Below are 18604 nucleotides of genomic sequence, written 5' to 3' on the forward strand. Positions count from 1 at the left end.
GCACATCTTGCCATCAAATTCTGCTAATTAGCCGACAAATACCCGTGCGTTTCTGAATAATCGCATCCAGGCGCTGTCTTCCTGCCAATCTTCAGGATGCCAGGAGTTGGCTACAGTTCTAAATACCCGCTCAGGGTGAGGCATCATAATCGTGCAACGCCCATCGTCAGAGGTCAGCCCGGTAATGCCTTCAGGCGACCCATTGGGATTCGCAGGATAATGTGACGCGACTTGACCATTATTATCAACGTAGCGCAAGGAGACTTGCTGGCTGCTATTCACCGCTTTTAACGCTGAATCCGACTTAAATTGTGCCAGACCTTCCCCGTGAGACACAGCAATAGGCATGCGTGAGCCTTCCATGCCCGCAAACAACACCGATGCCGACGGCTGTACCTCTACCATCGCCACACGCGCTTCAAAGCGCTCTGAGCGATTTGTTACAAAGTGAGGCCAGTGCTCGGTACCCGGAATCAGTGATTTCAGGTTCGAAAGCATCTGACAACCGTTACACACTCCTAAACTAAAGGTATCCTGACGTGCGAAGAAAGCACTGAACTCGTCTCTGGCACGTTGGTTGAACAGAATTGACTTTGCCCATCCTTCGCCAGCGCCGAGTACGTCACCATAAGAGAACCCCCCACACGCTGCGAGGCCATTAAAATTGGCCAATGAAACCCTGCCATTGAGCACATCACTCATATGTACATCTATCGCATTAAAGCCAGCACGGCTAAATGCAGCGGCCATTTCCACATGCGAATTAACCCCCTGTTCACGTAAAATAGCGACCGTAGGTTTCTTGCCTTTAATAATATAAGGTGCCGCTACGTCTTCACTAACGTCGTAGGTCAGATAAGCGTGCAGGCCCGGATCAGTGATATCTTGTTTAGCCTGATGTTCTTCATCGGCGCATTCTGGGTTATCACGCAGACGTTGCATTGTATGGGTGGTCTCTGCCCAAATCGTTCTCAAATTAACACGGCTGTCAGTGAACACCGCAACCCCGTTTCTGGTAATTTCAACGGTATCCTGGCTATTAAGCTGACCGATTGAATGACTTAACTCATGCAGGTCAAACTCAGTCAGGATTTCTTCAACACGCGCCCAATCCGCTTCTTTAACTTGAATAACCGCACCCAGTTCCTCATTAAACAATACTGCGATGTCGTCTGCATCAAGCCCGTCGAGTTCGACACTGACGCCTGTTTTACCTGCGAACGCCATTTCTGCCAGGGTCACGAACAGTCCGCCATCTGAGCGGTCGTGATAGGCATGAATAAGCCCTTTGCTATTCAGTATCTGGATGGCATTAAAGAAGTTAAGTAATGTTGCCGCGTTGTCTACGTCTGCAGGTGTGTCACCCAACTGGCTATAAACCTGAGTTAAACAGCTCGCACCCAGGCGGTTCTGACCGGCACCCAGATCAAGTAGCACTAAGCGGCTTTGACCGATGTCTGTTTTTAATTGGGGGGTCAGCGTGTTACGCACGTCCTGCACTGCACCAAAAGCAGAGATTACCAGCGAAAGCGGCGCTGTCACAGCTTTGTCATTGCCGCTATCATCTTGCCAAGCGGTTTTCATCGACATGGAGTCTTTACCAACTGGAATGGTCAGCCCCAATGCCGGGCATAATTCTTCTCCCACTGCTTTAACGGCCTCGTACAAACCAGCATCTTCACCCGGGTGGCCTGCTGCTGTCATCCAGTTTGCAGAGAGTTTAATGCGCTTTATATCCTGAATATCTGCTGCCGCAATGTTTGTCAGCGCTTCACCCACCGCCATTCTGGCCGACGCAGCGTGAGAAAGAAGTGCAATCGGTGTGCGCTCTCCCATCGCCATAGCTTCACCCTGATAGGTATCAAATGCTGATGTGGTTACTGCTACGTCTGCAACCGGAACCTGCCACGGCCCGACCATTTGGTCGCGCGAGACCATGCCGGTTACTGAGCGATCACCAATGGTGATTAAGAAGGTTTTTTCAGCCACCGTTGGCAGGCGTAAAATTCGTTCAACCGCATTTTGTACTGTGACATCGCGACGATCAAAGGCCTCACTGGTCACTGCTGCTGACTGTACATCCCGATGCATTTTAGGGGGCTTGCCTAACAGTACATCCAGAGGCATATCGATAGGTTGATTATCAAAATGACTGTCGTTCAGTAACAGGTGACTTTCTTCAGTTGCCTCACCGACAATCGCAAAAGGCGCACGTTCACGCTCACAGATTGCTACAAACCTGTCCAGATTGGCAGGCGCCACGGATAACACATACCTTTCCTGCGACTCGTTGCACCATAGTTCGAGAGGGGTCATACCCTGTTCGTCGCTTAACACTTTGCGAAGTTCAAACTTACCACCGCGGCCACCATCATTGACCAGTTCAGGTAAAGCATTGGATAGTCCGCCCGCGCCCACATCATGGATAAACTGGATTGGGTTGTTATCTCCCAGTTGCCAACACGCATCTATTACTTCCTGACAGCGTCGCTCCATTTCCGGGTTATCTCGTTGCACCGATGCAAAATCCAGATCTTCGCTGGATTGACCGGATGCCACCGACGAAGCTGCTCCGCCACCCAAACCAATATTCATGGCTGGTCCGCCAAGCACAATGAGCTTGGCACCCACGGTGATCTCGCCCTTTTCCACGTGTTCACGACGAATATTACCTAAGCCACCCGCAATCATGATGGGTTTGTGATAACCACGCACTTCTACACCGTTAAAGCTATTTACCTGTTGTTCGTAGGTTCTGAAATAGCCAAGCAGGTTAGGGCGTCCAAATTCATTATTAAATGCTGCCCCACCCAGCGGGCCATGGGTCATAATGTCAAGCGCACTGACGATGCGTTGAGGTTTACCATATTGCTGTTCCCACGGTTGTGGTGCATTTGGCAAATTCAGATTCGACACACTGAATCCCACCAGACCGGCTTTGGGTTTCGAGCCCCGGCCTGTTGCCCCCTCGTCACGGATCTCGCCACCTGATCCGGTTGCCGCCCCAGGAAACGGAGAGATAGCGGTAGGATGATTATGAGTTTCAACCTTCATCAGAATATCGATATTTTCATGATGATATTCGTATTGATGACTCTGTGGATCAGGAAAAAAGCGCCCCGCTTTCCAGCCTTCCATTACCGCAGCATTGTCCTTGTACGCAGAGTAGACGTAGTCTGAACACACTTCATAGGTGTTCTTGATCATCTTAAACAGTGACTTTTCCTGCTCCTGGCCATCAATGGTCCAGCTGGCATTAAAGATTTTATGGCGGCAGTGCTCTGAGTTAGCCTGGGCAAACATGTAAAGCTCAATGTCGTTTGGATTGCGGTTCAGGCGAACAAAATTATCGTAGAGGTAGTCCACTTCATCATCGGCCAGAGCCAGACCCAGGTTGATATTGGCCTGCACCAGCGCAGATTTGCCCTGCCCTAAAATATCAACGACCGAAAACGTTTTGGCTTCGGTGTGGGTAAAAAGCACGTCAGCACTTTCCAGGCTGTTGAACACCGTTTCAACCATGCGATCATGCAATAGTGATGCAGCGGTTTGGTGTTGTTCAGCGGTTAATGCTGTTTTCGTTTGCACATAGTAAGCGATGCCTCGTTCAATTCGCTCAATTGAGTTAAGGCCGCAATTGTGTGCAATGTCTGTTGCCTTTGAAGACCAGGGCGATATGGTTCCAGGCCTTGGCGTAACGAAAAACAAGGTACCCTTATTGCTTTCATGTTTTACTTCATGTGCCCCATAGGTAAGCAACTTGTCCAGCACGCTGGCTTGCTGTTCGGTTAACGGAGAGGTAGATGTAACCAGATGAACGAACTCGTTGTGAATACTTTCTACCGCAATACCAGATTGACCCAACAACTCAATCAGTTTAGTTTGTCTGAATGCAGACAGTGCAGGCGCGCCTCTTAGGACCAACATATCGCTTTACCTAAAGTAGTGTGGAAATCGTTTTTGAGTGAAAAACCATTTCAAAAGTTTGAGAAGATTGCGGCGCGGATTATAGAGGAATTTGACGGAATTTTTAACCAGCAATAACATTCGTGTAGCGTTTTTTTGTCTGGTTAGTTAATTTTGGCGTATAAGTTACGATGAATAGCAGTAGTTTTTATAAATTGAAATACCTGATCACCTTGTTGGCCGGCTTGATACTAACCAGCTGTCAACCGTTGCACATACCTAATTCACTCAACGAATTGGTTGCGGGAAAAGTGCTTAAACTGGCCACAGTTTATGGCCGCACGACCTATTATATTGGCCCTGAAGGTCCGCTGGGGTTCGAGTACGAATTAGCCAAAGGCTTTGCAGACTATCTTGGCATTGAATTACAGGTTTATCCTTTTTATTCGTACCCTGCGTTACTTGCCCAAATAAGCAGTGGCCATATGAATATAGGCGCCTCGGGCGATGCAATTACCCCGGCGGTGTCCTCACAGTACAAATTAGGTCCAGCATATCAGCAGGTCAGTCACAAACTGGTATTCAGGCAAGGTGAAGAACGCCCGCGAACATTGGCTGATATTACTGATACCCTGCTGGTTGTTGAGGGCAGTAGTCATGCACAAACACTGTTGCACGAAGCGACGGAAAAGCCTGATTTAATCTGGCAATCAACCCCGGATAAGGATGCTGAAGAACTGCTTCAAATGGTGGCGGAAGGTGCGCTGCCCTACACCCTGGCAGATTCAAATGCACTGGCTATTCAGCGTCGACGCTATCCACAGCTGAGTATCGGCTTCACTGTGCGTCCTTTGCTGCCTGTAGCCTGGTTACTTAACCCTTCACAGGACGACTCCTTGCGTGCGGCACTGATTGAGTACTTTGGTCTTATTCAACAGAATGGACGTTTTAGGGTACTGGAAGATAAGTATTTTGGGCATATCAGAAAATTTAATTACGTCGATACACGGTCGTTTATTCAGGCTGCAAAAACGGAGCTGCCGCTTTATAAGGAGTGGTTCAAGCAGTATGCCGGAGACAATGACTGGCGCTTACTGGCAGCGATGAGTTATCAGGAAAGTCACTGGCAACCCGATGCCGTGTCAGTGACTGGAGTCAAAGGGTTGATGATGCTTACCCGGAATACTGCGATGGATATGAACGTCACGTCACGAATTGATGCCGAGCAGAGTATTCGTGGTGGCGCACAGTATTTCTCCAGTCTCGTCAGTCGTATTCCTGACCGCATCCCACATCCTGACAGGGTTTGGATGGCGCTGGCCGCATACAATATTGGAATGGGTCATCTGGAGGATGCTCGAGTATTAACCGAGCGGCAGGGAGCCAGCCCTGATTTGTGGGTAGAAGTGAAGCAACGCTTACCGTTGCTTAGACAAAAGAAATATTACCGAACCACAAAATACGGCTATGCAAGGGGGGATGAAGCTAAACAGTACGTTGAAAATATACGGCGTTATTTCGACACTCTGGTGTGGCTGGAAGAGCGTCACACGGCAGGGCTCGAAGATAAGCTGAAAAATCACACGAAATTGATGCCGTCACCTTGAATTTTGTCATAAAGACGTCATCTTAAGTAAATAGAGTAGAGCGTAACCGTTCGCCTGAAAATTATAAAAAAACATAAAATTTAGAACTAGCAAAGGATATGAAAAAGTACCATGCGTAGAACCCTATCTAATTCCAATCGTCGAAAAAGAATGCTAAAACGGGAACACCAAAAAGTCATGCACCGGCGCCGGGTATTTATCGCCAGCGATTTATTTACCTTGGTTGAGAAAGCTTCTTAATCGCCTTCGCCGCTTTAATTTCGGCGCGACGCTTCTTAAAGAATGCAGAAAGCTTTTCACTGCATTTCTCTGCCAATATCCCTGCGCTGATGTCAATTTGATGATTCAACTGCGGGTGCTGTAAAAGCTGAATGACTGAGCCAGCAGCCCCGGTTTTTGGATCGGGTGCACCAAACACCACGCGACTTACTCTTGCATGCACTAACATCCCCGCACACATGGGGCAAGGTTCCAATGTCACGTACAGTGTTGAATCCACCACTCTGTAATTTTGCCTATGCGCGGCTGCCTGACGCAATGCGTTCATTTCGGCATGGGCGGATGGATCGTGTGAGATTATGGAGGTGTTCCAGCCCTCTCCAATAATATGATTATCTGCAACCACCACTGCGCCCACGGGAATTTCTCCCATTTTCTCAGCCTTGTCTGCAAGTTGTAAGGCAACGTGCATCCACTGTTCGTCTTGCTCATAAGCTTCGTCATACATTAGCGATTTTAACCACTTGGTTGGTGAAAATAACGAAAGAAGAAATCATACCTTATCACCACATTTCTCTACTCAATTGATTTATATAAACTTTTTATGATTGGCCAGCATATTGCTCTCACAAAGTAAACTGAATTGAACAGAAAAAGAAGAAATTTCAATCAATTCACATTAAACTCAAATTATATCTGACTGGTAAGGACAAAAAGATGAACATGACTGCTATCGCCATTGTAGCCATTATAGCCTGGGCAATCGTTTCAATAACAGACTCGTTGAAATCTAAGAATGTAAAAAAGGCCAATCGGGATGTCTCACAATTAGAGTCTGAAGTAGCACAGCTTAAGGAGCGTGTTGCTGTTTTGGAGAAAATTGTTACTGACAGTAATTATGATTTGAAACGACAGTTTGATGATCTTGAAAGTGAAAAAGTAGCCTAATCTTTCACCTGATTGATTAGCCAATCTGGAGGCTGATGCCTCCAGATTAAAAACTTCCCCTGTTCAGCGCTAGCCGCCTTCCAACAAAAATCGCTCTGCTCGCTCTACTCTGCGAGGTTTCCCCGCAATGATGAGCACATCACCCTGCTGCAGTATTTCTGATTTATCAGGATTCGTGGCTTCCTTCCCTGCCCTTCGCAAGCCCCTGACATTGATGCGTAGTCGGGAAAGGTTGAGCTCTTCAATCGATTTTCCTAAACAGGATGCATGTTTGTTTAATACAATAGCGTGAATAAATTCCAGTTTATCTTCAGTGCCGTAAGAAATTTCGGTTGTTTCACCCGGGTAAAAACCATGCAGGTGATCGTAACGCCCCTTTCTTTCCGCACGCACGCGTTTAAGTATACGAGACATAGGGACACCGGCATAATGCAATACTTGCGAAATCAACATCAGGCTGCCTTCCTGCATTTCAGGCACTACGTGAGACGCTCCGGCCTGATATAGCGAGTCCAACTGGTAGTCCCGTTTTATCCTGACCATCACTTCAATTTCAGGATTGATCTTCTTCGCCGCATCAATTAACAACACCGCTTTGTCAGGAAAATCAAAGGTAATTAGCATAAGCTTTGCCTGGGCCAGTCCAGCGCCTGTCAGAATGTCTTTCTGACAGGCATCACCAAACATTATGGGCTCTCCTGCATTGAGGCTTTCGTGTACGCGCACAGGGTCAATATCCACCGCCACGAATGGAATTGCCTCCATCTTTAATAAACGTGCAACAGATTGACCTACCCGGCCAAATCCCGCAATGACCACGTGATTAGCCAGCCCTTCACTGGAAAATTTTTCCTGATCATTCGAATCAATATATTCAGGAATACCTACCAGTCTCTCAGCGAGACTTTTACTATGTGAAATAAGCCAGGGCGTGATAGCCATACTAACCACCCCCATACTGATTAAAATTGAGGCTAACTGCGAAGAAATGACACCTTGAGTCGCTGCCAACGAAGCGATAACGAAACTGAACTCACCAATTTGACAGAGCTTGAAGCCGGCAGCCCAGCTATCTATAGGATTGCAGTGAAACAATCGGGTGGCGAGCCGCACCAGTAAAACTTTGACAAGCATCAACGCTAATACGCCTGGTATTATCCAGACACCATGCGTTGCCAGAGCCGATAAATCCAGCTGCATGCCTACCGTAACGAAAAACAACCCCATTAAGATATCGCGAAAAGGACGTATATCCGCTTCTAATTGGTATTTATACTGGCTTTCACCTAACATCATGCCCGCTAAAAAAGCACCTAAGGCCATTGATAACCCGAAAGCGTAGGTTAACCCCGCCGCCAACAAAGCAATCAGAATAGTCGTCAGTACAAATAGTTCATCGGTTCTGCTACGCGCCACTTCACGGAATATCCATGGTAATACCCACTTGCCAATTGAAAGCAGCAAGGCCACCACAAACACTCCTTTCAGCAACGCCTGTAACAACACCGATACGAAACTGACATGTTCGCTCGACGCCATAATCGGAATTGCGATTAAAAAGGGCACAACCGCCAGATCCTGAAATAACAGGATACTGATTGCTAACTGTGTTCGCCGATTATTTAAAATGCCTAATTCAGTCACCTGCTTGATGACAATTGCCGTTGAGCTTAGCGCAAACATCCCGCCGATGATAAGTGCGATAGGGATGCTGAAGTCGAAGAACAAAAGTACCAGACTAAATACCAGCATGGTCATCAGCATTTGGACGAGCCCCACCCCGAACACCAAATTTCGCATGGCAAGAAGCTTGGGCAGGGAAAATTCTAATCCCAGTGAAAACAGCAAAAATACAATGCCTATTTCAGCCAGTAAATGCATGTCTTCCGGATGCGGGAATAAAGAAATTAATTCAGGTCCAGCAATAAGGCCAGCAAATAAGTAGGCCAGGATGGGTGGCAGATGAATTCGCCTGAAAAATGCCACACTCAGTACAGCAAGAATCATCAAAATTACGATTTGCATGAAGATACCGCCCAACACATCACTCCCTATTTGAATTAGCAGGCATAGTTTTTGCTCATTATGCAATAAGCCGTTGCCGAGGTTAAAAAACAGTCAAAATTATGTCGTTTAACTTGTCGTTATTGTGCAGACGTCAACCTCAGTATTTTTTTAGATGTTATATCAGGAGCCTAACCATGGATTATTCCAACTCTATCTACGATAGCACAGGTCAGGACAATTTTGTTTCAATAGCACAAGCAAGCTCAATGTATTCAGTTCATCTGCTAAATTCTTTTTTGCAGCAGTTACTTACCACCATTGATCTGGATAGCTTATGCTCAGTTTACTTTCGTCAGTTAAGTATGGCTCTACCGTTAGCAAAGATCGACCTGACATCAGTTCAAGATAAGTTAAGTTTTGGTAAAGAAAATACCAGTTCTCCTGTTATTGTGACGCTCCCCTTTGGAACGGCTACTGCCAGCACTCAGGATCTGTTTGCCGTGTACAGCTTCATTGAGGAGCTCGACCGTCAGGAACGACAAACTCTGGCTCACATGCACAATATTTTTTCCCAACCGTTACAGCATGCGCTGGCCTTTAAAAATATGAAGTTGTTAATGACCAAAGACGCCTTAACCGGACTGGGTAACAGAGCGGGTTTCGACGAGGCTTGCAAACGGCTCGCCGGTCGCTGTAATCGACACAATGACCAGTTTGCGCTGCTCGTTATTGATTTGGATAATTTTAAATCAGTCAATGATAACTTCGGCCATCAGGAAGGTGACCGGGTATTACAGGAAGTCGCTCTGCATATTCAACAGGCGTTAAGGCATTCTGACGAGGCGTTCAGATTCGGTGGCGACGAGTTTTGCTGTTTACTTGATTGTGAGACGTCAGCCGATTTATTAGCTATCGCCAATCGTTTACATCAGCGGGTTAATCAGTGTGACTTTATGCAAAAAATGAAAATATCCTGCAGCATCGGCGGTGCGATATTTCATCCTGAAGAACATCCTGACACGGTATTCAAGCGAGCTGATGAAGCATTGTACAGGGTGAAGTTGTCTGGCAAAAATGCGTATCTTGCCGCTTAAAACGGCAAACACTTTCCCTCACTTATATATAAAATCGATAGCGGGTATGTCAGCTGGTGTTTGCAGCGCCATGATTTTGTCGTGTAGACAAACAGCAATGGGCATTTCCTCAAAAAAGATGATTGGGATATGCAACCGCTCCCAAGGTGGCACTTCCCATTCTTTGAGCCATTCTTTAAACAGCTTATGATGCGCTTTATTAACTGGTTTAATTTTAATCGCCGGCATTCCCGTCACTAATCTGATGCGTTTGAGCAATGTGGACGAGGGCCGCTCAGACCCCGTCGTCAACTTTGTTCCCCACAATGGCAATGTCACTCCATTTTCAGAAAAACGCATTTGTTCCGGCAAATATTTAAACTGCGGGGTACACCACAACTGCCCCTTAAATCGGCGAATAGCAAATTCGCCAATTTCTACTAATGGCTGACTATCTTCTCGTGCTGTTAACATTTGTTGGATCTGCATTAGTACAGATGCAGAAGGCGATAACGGGAAAAACTGTTTTAGCCATTCTCGCAATATTTGTTTTTGCCATAGTTCGCCATGTTCCAGTAGAGCAGCAATAGTCAGCCTATTCGACCCATCCTGCACGGCACCAAGTTTTGTTGTGGTTTCTTGTTCTAACAACAACGCTTGTTCATAACAAAACCGGGCACTGCGAGATATCGCGCTTGAGAGCGATGGCCAGCGTGTTTCCAACTGAGGAATAATGGTCTGTCGAAGAAAATTACGTTCGAAACGCTCGTCCTGATTAGAGGCGTCTTTCACCCAACTTAACTTTTTGGTTAATGCATAGCGATTCACTGCGTCCTGGGAAACGTTCAACATCGGCCGAATAATTGGGACTTGCTCGCGATAACTTAACGGCTGCATGCCCGCCAAGCCTTTAGGCCCGGCACCACGTTTGAGCTGTAACAACACGGTTTCGACTTGATCATGAAGATGGTGCGCGGTGATGAGCGCGCCATCAACTTGTTTGGTGAATTCCAGTAATCGCCTATAACGAAGCTCTCTGGCTTGCGCCTCAAGGCTGGTCCGCGACTTGTGTGCGATGCTAATGCTGATAGATTGGAAAGAAATATCGCGGTGAGCACATAGGTTTGCACAGTGCTGCTCCCAATCGTCAGCATCCGCACTCAACCCATGATTTACATGATAAGCATAGAGTGAAGGCAATTCAGTAGCAAAAACAGTGTTGTCATTTGCAAGGCAGGCCAGTATGTCCAGCATTACCACAGAGTCTTTTCCGCCACTCAAGGCAACCACCAGAGACTGAACAGGTTTATTCTCGACACTGATAGTAATCAGCGCCTGCTGCAGTTCCTTTAGCACTGTCGCGCGCATAGTGTCCATTTATGCCCCAGCCTGCTTCTTACTGGCTACTTTAACAGTAGCCGAATGACATCAATCGTTGGTAACGCTCTTCCATTAAAGTCGAAGTATCTAAACTCATCAACTGGCTTAGCTGTTGCTTGAGTGTAGCTTTTAGATTAGCGGCCATACTATCGTGATCACGATGGGCGCCACCTAAGGGTTCATCCACTATTGTATTGATTAAACCTAACTCTTTAATCTGAGGAGCACTAACGCCCATTGCTTCTGCGGCTAACGGCGCTTTTTCAGCGCTTTTCCACAAAATGGACGCACAACCTTCCGGTGAAATGACCGAGTAGGTTGAATACTGCAGCATATTTACGCGATCGCCAACACCAATTGCCAGTGCGCCGCCAGAGCCACCTTCACCGATAACGGTGCAGATGATAGGTACCTCCAATTCTGCCATTTCAAACAGATTTCTGGCAATCGCTTCACTTTGTCCGCGTTCTTCAGCACCCACGCCAGGGTAAGCTCCGGGAGTATCGATCAGGGTTATGATAGGTAGTTTGAAGCGCTCAGCCATTTTCATCAGTCGTAACGCTTTGCGGTATCCTTCAGGCTTTGGCATACCAAAGTTACGTCTAATTTTCTCTGTAGTATCGCGCCCTTTCTGATGACCAATCACCATAACGGGTTGTTCATCCAGCATGGCTAAGCCACCGACGATTGCTTTGTCATCGGCGTAGGCACGATCACCAGCTAGCTCGTCAAAATTGTCAAAGACTTTGCTCAAATAATCGAGGGTGTACGGGCGCATTGGATGACGGGCAACCTGGGAAATCTGCCAGGCCCCCAGATCGGAAAAAATCTTTCTGGTCAAATCCGCACTTTTACCGCGCAAGCGGTTTATTTCTTCTTCGATACCGATATCGAATTCACCGCCCTGATTGACCAGCCTTAACTCTTCAATTTTTGCTTCTAATTCAGCAATAGGCTGCTCAAAATCCAAAAAATGTATACTCATTCTGTACCCTTTTTTACTACCCTTAAACCAGGCTCAATGATATTTAAGCGCTACGGATTCTTCACCTAAACATTGTTTAAGTTCATGCAGCAATTGATCTTCAGGTGTCACATACCATTGTGCACCACACGCCACCGTCGCCTCAGCATCCGTATGAATAACATCGAATTGAACCGGGCAACTGCCGCCTTTGAAAGGTTGCAATACCTTCTCTAGTGTAACAATGCGGTCATTGTGCCAGTGCTGCAAATCAATTTTCAACGATAATGCTCGTGCATGTTGCTCTCGAGCCTGAATTATATCCATTACATCTCGGGCGGTGATTGTATTGCCGCCAGAGAAATCATCAAAGCTGACCTGTCCTTTTATCAGCAAAATTCTGTCTGTTTCCAGTATACTTTCAAATTGCTCATATACATCAGGAAAAAATCGTACGTCCATTCTGGCGCTTTTATCATCCAACGTAACAATCGCCCAACGCCGGCCTCTTTTGTTCGTCATCACTCTGACACTGAGCACCAAACCGACTAAACTTGCCATCTGCTCTTTACCGGTGGGCTTGGCATCAATAAGCCTGCCATCTGCGTAGTGACGAATTTCATCCGCATATTGATTAATCGGGTGCCCGGTTAAATATAGTCCAAGCGTATCCTTTTCACCTTCCAACCAGACTTTCTCGGGCCATTGAGGTACATCAGCGAAAGCCTGGGCCACTTGTTCGGGCTCGGTGGTTAATAAACCGAACATGTCAGATTGCCCGTAAGACTCAGCTTTATTATGCTGGTCTGCAGCAGCAATAGCCTCTGGTAACGATGCCATGATGGCAGCACGATGCGGACCTAAATTATCAAGTGCACCCGCTAATACTAATTTCTCAAGAACGCGTTTATTTACCCGTTTGATATCCACTTTAGCACAAAAATCAAACAAATCAGTAAACTTACCGTGCGTTTCGCGTGCTTCGATAATGGCTTCAATGGGTCCTTCACCCACCCCTTTGATGGCACCGATCCCGTAAACAATGTCACCGTCTTCGTTAACGGTAAACTTATACAACCCAGCGTTTAGATCGGGGGGTAATATTTTTAACCCCATCCGATTGACTTCATCCACCAGCGTAACAATTTTATCTGTATTGTCCATGTCTGCAGACATTACCGCTGCCATAAATTCAGCCGGATAATGGGCTTTCAGCCACAAGGTCTGATAAGAAACTAACGCGTAGGCAGCTGAGTGAGATTTGTTAAAACCGTACCCAGCAAACTTTTCTACCAGGTCAAAGATTTTCATCGCCAGATCAGGGTCAATATTGTTTCCTGCTGACCCCTCTTTGAATACGGCCCGCTGCTTGGCCATTTCTTCAGGCTTTTTCTTACCCATGGCACGACGTAACAAGTCCGCACCACCTAACGAATAACCCGCCATTTCCTGAGCAATCTGCATTACCTGTTCCTGATACAGAATAATGCCATAGGTGGGGTTTAAGATTTCTCTAAGGCACTCATGTTGATAATCAGCGTCAGGATAAGAAATTTCTTCACGACCATGCTTACGATCAATAAAGTTTTCGACCATACCCGATTGCAGTGGTCCGGGTCGGAACAGGGCTACCAGGGCGATGATATCTTCGAAACAATCGGGCTTTAACCGCTTTATAAGCTCTTTCATTCCCCGCGATTCAAGCTGGAATACCGCCGTCGTCTCAGCATTTTGCAACATTTTGAAGCTGCGCTTGTCTTCCAGTGGAATGGCGGTGATGTCGATTTCCGTTCCCTTACCATCGGCAATCATATCGATCGCCCATTGAATGATGGTCAGCGTACGCAAGCCGAGAAAATCGAATTTAACCAGACCGGCCGTTTCAACGTCGTTTTTGTCGAATTGGGTAACCGGATTTTTACCTTCGTCATCACAATAGAGTGGCGCAAAATCGGTAATTGTCGTAGGGGCAATAACCACACCCCCAGCATGTTTACCAGCGTTTCTCGTAACTCCCTCAAGAATACGCGCCATATCAATCAGATCTTTTACTTCTTCATCGTCATTGTACAGCTCAGGTAAACGTGGCTCGACCTCAAACGCCTTTTTAAGAGTCATACCGGGATCTGAGGGGATTAGCTTGGAGATCCTGTCGACAAAACCATAGGGATGGCCGAGTACGCGACCTACGTCTCGTACTACTGCCTTGGCCGCCATGGTACCGAAGGTGATAATTTGTGATACCGCTTGTCTGCCGTAGAGGTCTGCAACGTGGTCAATCACTTCATCACGTCGGTCCATACAGAAATCGACATCGAAGTCGGGCATAGAGACCCGCTCAGGGTTCAGGAATCGTTCGAACAGTAAATCAAACTCCAGCGGGTCCAGATCGGTAATGCTTAGGGCATAGGCGACTAACGAACCCGCACCTGATCCCCTGCCCGGCCCTACGGGTATGCCGTTATCTTTGCTCCACTGAATGAACTCCATCACGATCAGGAAGTATCCGGGGAAGCCCATCTGATTGATTACATCTAATTCGATCTTTAAACGTTCATCATATTCACCACGCTTTTCCGCTCGCTCTGTTTCGTCAGGAAACAAAAAAGCAAGACGTGCTTCCAGACCTTCCTCCGACTTTTTGACTAAAAAGTCTTCTGTGGTCATGCCACCGGTGGGAAACTGGGGCAAAAAATATTCTCCCAGACGCACGGTAACGTTGCAGCGCTTGGCTATTTCAACGGTGTTTTGAATGGCCTCGGGAATATCAGAGAATAGCGCAATCATTTCCTCTGCTGAACGCAGGTATTGTTGTTCACTGTACTTCTTAGGTCTGCGGTTATCATCCAGCGTAAAACCATCGTGAATACAAACGCGAATTTCGTGTGCGTCGAATCCTTCTGGCTCAATGAAACAAACTTCATTGGTGGCAACGACAGGCAAATCATGCTGTTGTGCAAACTCTACTGCCAGATGCAGATAGTCTTCTTCACCGCTTCTGCCGGTGCGAATAAGCTCAAGATAAAAACGATCCGGAAAATGAGTCTGGTAGAAGCTGACTGATTGCGCCAGCAGCTTAGCGTTGTTTTTGGTCAGTGCCACACCAATGTCACCCTGCGATGCACCGGATAAAACAATTACGCCCTCAGCATGTTCAGCTAACCAGGCCTGATCAATAGCAGGCCGATGACAGACGTGCCCACGTGAGTAAGCTTTTGATATAAGCAGCGTAATATTTTTATACCCTGCATTATTCATCGCCAGTAAGGTTAAGCGAAACGGCTCGGTGGCAAACTCTTCGTTAACCACCCAGAAGTCGGTGCCAATAATAGGTTTGATGCCCCGACTATGTGCTTCTGAATAATACTTCACCAGCCCACACATATTCATTTGATCGGTGATGGCCACCGCAGGCATATTCATATCAGCCACTTTTTCCAGAATGGGCTTAACTTTGTTCAGCCCATCCATCATGGAATAGTCGCTGTGAACACGCAGATGAATAAATGGAGATGTCATAGCTTAACTCTTACTTCTCAATACATGTGGCAAGGTGCGCCTGCACCGGCTTAAAGCTTTTCCTATGCAAGGGTAACACGCCATGCTCTGCCAGCGCAGTAAAATGCGCTGGTGTCGGATAACCTTTGTGGCCGTTAAACCCATATTGCGGATATTGTTCGTGTAACACTAACATATCATTATCTCTTTCCACCTTGGCCAGGATTGAGGCAGCCGAAATTTCCGCATGCAGACTATCTCCTTTTACCACAGCCTGAGCAGCATATGACCAGTCAGGAACGCGATTACCATCAACTCTGACAAACGTGGGTTTTATAATCAGGTTATCAACCGCACGGGTCATCGCCAGCATGGTGGCATGCAGAATATTAAGTGAGTCAATTTCTGCGGGACTGGCTCTGCCAATCGCCCACGCTAATGCACGCTGTTTGATCAGTGCGGCGAGAGTTTCGCGTTTTTTGGCCGACAATTTTTTTGAATCAGTCAATCCTTCAATTGGATTAGCAGGATCGAGAATCACCGCTGCGGTGACAACGTCACCAATGAGTGGTCCTCTGCCCACTTCATCTACGCCCGCAATCAGCTTACTCATTTATCACCTCTGCTACCGCTTTGGCGGCTTGTTTATCAGCATTCTGCTTTAACAATTGATGCAACGCTGTAAATTTCTCAATTAGCTGCGTGTTGTCCTGCTTCAAGAAGTGTAAAAGATAGCGTGCCATATTATTGGGATTCACTTCACTTTGCAGCAACTCAGGTATAATCCGCTCATCGGCAAGTAAGTTCGGCAGACTGAAATATTTGGCTTTGTAAATTCGTTGCATGATCCGATATGTCAGCGGAGCCAGCTTATAAGCCGCCACCATAGGACGTTTACACAGCATAGCCTCCAGAGTTGCGGTGCCTGACGCCAATAATATTGCGTTGCTGGCAATCATGGCTTCTCTGGCCTTCCCGTGTAAAATCTGAATAGAGTTGCCAATTAACTCGGGTGCGTTTATCTGCAAAAAATCATTAATCTGCTCAAATCGTCGCTGGTTCACCGCGGGTATAACAAATAGTGCATCAGGTTTTGTCGACAACACTTTTTTGATGGTTGCAACAAAGCTGGGCAGCAACGTCTTGACCTCGCCTCCCCTGGAGCCGGGCAAGACGGCGATCATGGTCGCATCCTGCGACAAATCAAGTTGTTCGCGTGCTGCATGCCTATCTGGCTTTAACGGAATAATGTCGGCCATCGTATGGCCTACATACGAATAGGGCACTTTATAACGGTCATATACGACGTGCTCAAAAGGAAACAGTCCTAAAACCCGGTTAGTGGCCTTGGCGATTTTGTGGATGCGGTTTTCTCGCCATGCCCAGACGGTAGGACTGACATAATGAACCGTCTTGATGGCATGCTTTTTTAACTCTGCTTCGACACGCAGATTGAAATCAGGCGCGTCTACACCAATGTAAACATCGGGTGGGTTATTAACAAAATGCTCAACCAGTTGCTTTTTGATTTTTAAAATGGCGGGCAAATGGCTCAACACCTCGGTTAATCCCATAACCGAAAGAGTTTCCATGTCGAAAAGTGAGCGACATCCCTGCGCCTGCATATTATCGCCGCCAATACCTTCAATGACAGCATCCGGAAAAATGGCCTTAAGTTCGCGGATCAGTCCGGCAGCAAGCACGTCACCGGAGGGTTCGCCGGCGACAATTCCAATACGAACTGGTTTTGTATTCATGAGCAATTAACGAATAATGCCGCGTTCGGTATTTTCAATAAATGACACCAGCATATTAAGTTCTGACTGGTTTTGCGCGTTTTCTTTTATCACCGCCAGAGCTTCAGCCAAAGTATTATTGTTTCTATATAGGGCTTTGTATGCGCGTTTGATGGCCATGATAGCCTCGCTGGAAAAGCCCCTTCTTCGTAATCCTTCAGAATTAATACCTTGCGGGACGGCTTGATGCCCAACCATGACATACGGTGGGATGTCACGCAGAATAATGGCACCAGCACCCACAAAAGCATGCGCTCCGATCTTACAAAACTGGTGGATACCCGATGCTCCACCTAAAATGACAAAATCGCCGATATGAACGTGACCGGCAACGGCAACATTATTGGCAATGATGATGTTGTCGCCCAATACACAATCATGCGCAATATGTGCATTAACCATTATCAGGTTATTGGAGCCTATTTTCGTCAGGCTTTTGTCCTGCACCGTACCCCGGTGTACTGTACAGCCTTCGCGAAAAACATTGTTATCGCCAATAATTAACTGTGTCGGCTCGCCGGCATACTTCTTATCCTGACAATCTTCACCGATTGAAGAGAATTGGTAAAAATGGTTATCTTTACCTATTTTCGTCTCGCCTTTCACCACGACATGCGATTCAAGTACGCAATTGTCACCAATAGTGACATTATCGCCGATAACCGTGAAAGGACCGATTTTGACATTTTTTCCAATCGTCGCATTGTCTGATATGACTGCGGTTTGGTGGATCACGTTATTTCATCTCTCTCATTGCACACATAAATTCTGCGATACAGGCGTCTTCACCATTCACGCTCGCTTTGCCTCTGAATTTCCAGATACCGCGCTTTTCTTTTACCAGTTCAACATCAAAGTCCAGCCGGTCGCCTGGTACCACAGGACGTTTGAATCGCGCATTATCTATCCCAGCGTAAAGATACAGCTTGTCGCTTTTACCCATTGTTTTAAACCCTAACACGCCGGCTGCTTGCGCCATCGCTTCAAGTATGAGAACACCGGGAAAGATTGGCTGTCCGGGGAAGTGCCCCATAAAACACGGTTCATTAATTGTTATATTTTTATATGCCTTGATAGATTCGCCAGTAACGTAGTCAGTTACGCGATCAACAAGCAAAAACGGGTATCGATGGGGTAATAGATCGAGAATTTCCTGAATATCGATCGTATTGAGTGAATTGGCCAAAAGTTTCTCCTATGCCACAC

General features: G+C 46.8%; 13 protein-coding genes. 3 read left to right on the plus strand and 10 right to left on the minus strand.

Annotated features, from left to right (window positions below):
• Nucleotides 1–27 precede the first annotated feature (27 nt).
• Nucleotides 28–3927 (minus strand): phosphoribosylformylglycinamidine synthase, encoded by a 3900-nt coding sequence (gene purL, locus HCJ96_RS06665; protein WP_169210250.1) that lies wholly within the window; start codon nucleotides 3925–3927, stop codon nucleotides 28–30.
• A gap of 170 nt (nucleotides 3928–4097) precedes the next feature.
• Between purL and mltF the strand changes: the two genes are divergently transcribed.
• On the plus strand, nucleotides 4098–5513 hold the full coding sequence (gene mltF / locus HCJ96_RS06670; protein ID WP_169210251.1) for a membrane-bound lytic murein transglycosylase MltF: 1416 nt from the start codon (nucleotides 4098–4100) through the stop codon (nucleotides 5511–5513).
• Nucleotides 5514–5727: 214 nt separating this feature from the next.
• Here mltF and tadA read toward each other — a convergent pair whose 3' ends face one another.
• Nucleotides 5728–6240: a tRNA adenosine(34) deaminase TadA gene (tadA, locus tag HCJ96_RS06675; protein WP_169210252.1), complete on the minus strand. Its 513-nt coding sequence runs from the start codon at nucleotides 6238–6240 to the stop codon at nucleotides 5728–5730.
• 209 nt (nucleotides 6241–6449) lie between these two features.
• On the opposite strand from tadA, the gene HCJ96_RS06680 reads away from it, so the two are divergent.
• A complete protein-coding gene (locus HCJ96_RS06680; RefSeq protein WP_169210253.1) occupies nucleotides 6450–6680 on the plus strand; it encodes a hypothetical protein in 231 nt (76 codons plus the stop codon).
• Between the two features lie 69 nt (nucleotides 6681–6749).
• Here HCJ96_RS06680 and HCJ96_RS06685 read toward each other — a convergent pair whose 3' ends face one another.
• Nucleotides 6750–8720 carry a monovalent cation:proton antiporter family protein gene (locus tag HCJ96_RS06685; RefSeq protein WP_169210365.1) on the minus strand — a complete coding sequence of 657 codons (1971 nt, stop codon included), beginning with the start codon at nucleotides 8718–8720 and terminating at the stop codon, nucleotides 6750–6752.
• A gap of 161 nt (nucleotides 8721–8881) precedes the next feature.
• Between HCJ96_RS06685 and HCJ96_RS06690 the strand changes: the two genes are divergently transcribed.
• Nucleotides 8882–9781, plus strand: a complete 900-nt coding sequence (locus tag HCJ96_RS06690; RefSeq protein ID WP_169210254.1) for a GGDEF domain-containing protein — start codon at nucleotides 8882–8884, stop codon at nucleotides 9779–9781.
• An 18-nt stretch (nucleotides 9782–9799) separates the two neighbouring features.
• On the opposite strand, the gene tilS is transcribed toward HCJ96_RS06690, so the two are convergent.
• The 7 genes from tilS to fabZ are packed head-to-tail and all read right to left on the minus strand — an operon-like array spanning nucleotide 9800 to nucleotide 18584.
• The gene (tilS, locus tag HCJ96_RS06695; protein WP_169210255.1) at nucleotides 9800–11137 is read right to left on the minus strand and encodes a tRNA lysidine(34) synthetase TilS; all 1338 of its coding nucleotides are present in this window, start codon (nucleotides 11135–11137) and stop codon (nucleotides 9800–9802) included.
• A 31-nt stretch (nucleotides 11138–11168) separates the two neighbouring features.
• The gene (accA, locus tag HCJ96_RS06700) at nucleotides 11169–12125 is read right to left on the minus strand and encodes an acetyl-CoA carboxylase carboxyl transferase subunit alpha (RefSeq protein WP_169210256.1); all 957 of its coding nucleotides are present in this window, start codon (nucleotides 12123–12125) and stop codon (nucleotides 11169–11171) included.
• 33 nt (nucleotides 12126–12158) lie between these two features.
• Nucleotides 12159–15623, minus strand: coding sequence for a DNA polymerase III subunit alpha (gene dnaE / locus HCJ96_RS06705; RefSeq protein WP_169210257.1), 3465 nt, complete (start codon nucleotides 15621–15623; stop codon nucleotides 12159–12161).
• Nucleotides 15624–15633: 10 nt separating this feature from the next.
• Nucleotides 15634–16215 (minus strand): ribonuclease HII, encoded by a 582-nt coding sequence (rnhB, locus tag HCJ96_RS06710; RefSeq protein ID WP_169210258.1) that lies wholly within the window; start codon nucleotides 16213–16215, stop codon nucleotides 15634–15636.
• On the minus strand, nucleotides 16208–17359 hold the full coding sequence (gene lpxB, locus HCJ96_RS06715; RefSeq protein WP_169210259.1) for a lipid-A-disaccharide synthase: 1152 nt from the start codon (nucleotides 17357–17359) through the stop codon (nucleotides 16208–16210). The genes rnhB and lpxB overlap by 8 nt, the downstream gene beginning before the upstream one ends.
• 6 nt (nucleotides 17360–17365) lie before the next feature.
• A complete protein-coding gene (gene lpxA, locus HCJ96_RS06720) occupies nucleotides 17366–18133 on the minus strand; it encodes an acyl-ACP--UDP-N-acetylglucosamine O-acyltransferase (RefSeq protein ID WP_169210260.1) in 768 nt (255 codons plus the stop codon).
• 1 nt (nucleotide 18134) lies between these two features.
• Complete coding sequence (gene fabZ / locus HCJ96_RS06725; RefSeq protein ID WP_169210261.1) at nucleotides 18135–18584, minus strand: 3-hydroxyacyl-ACP dehydratase FabZ; 450 nt, start codon at nucleotides 18582–18584, stop codon at nucleotides 18135–18137.
• Nucleotides 18585–18604: the final 20 nt, after the last annotated feature.

It is taken from the genome of Alteromonas ponticola (genome assembly GCF_012911815.1).
Classification (GTDB): domain Bacteria; phylum Pseudomonadota; class Gammaproteobacteria; order Enterobacterales; family Alteromonadaceae; genus Alteromonas; species Alteromonas ponticola.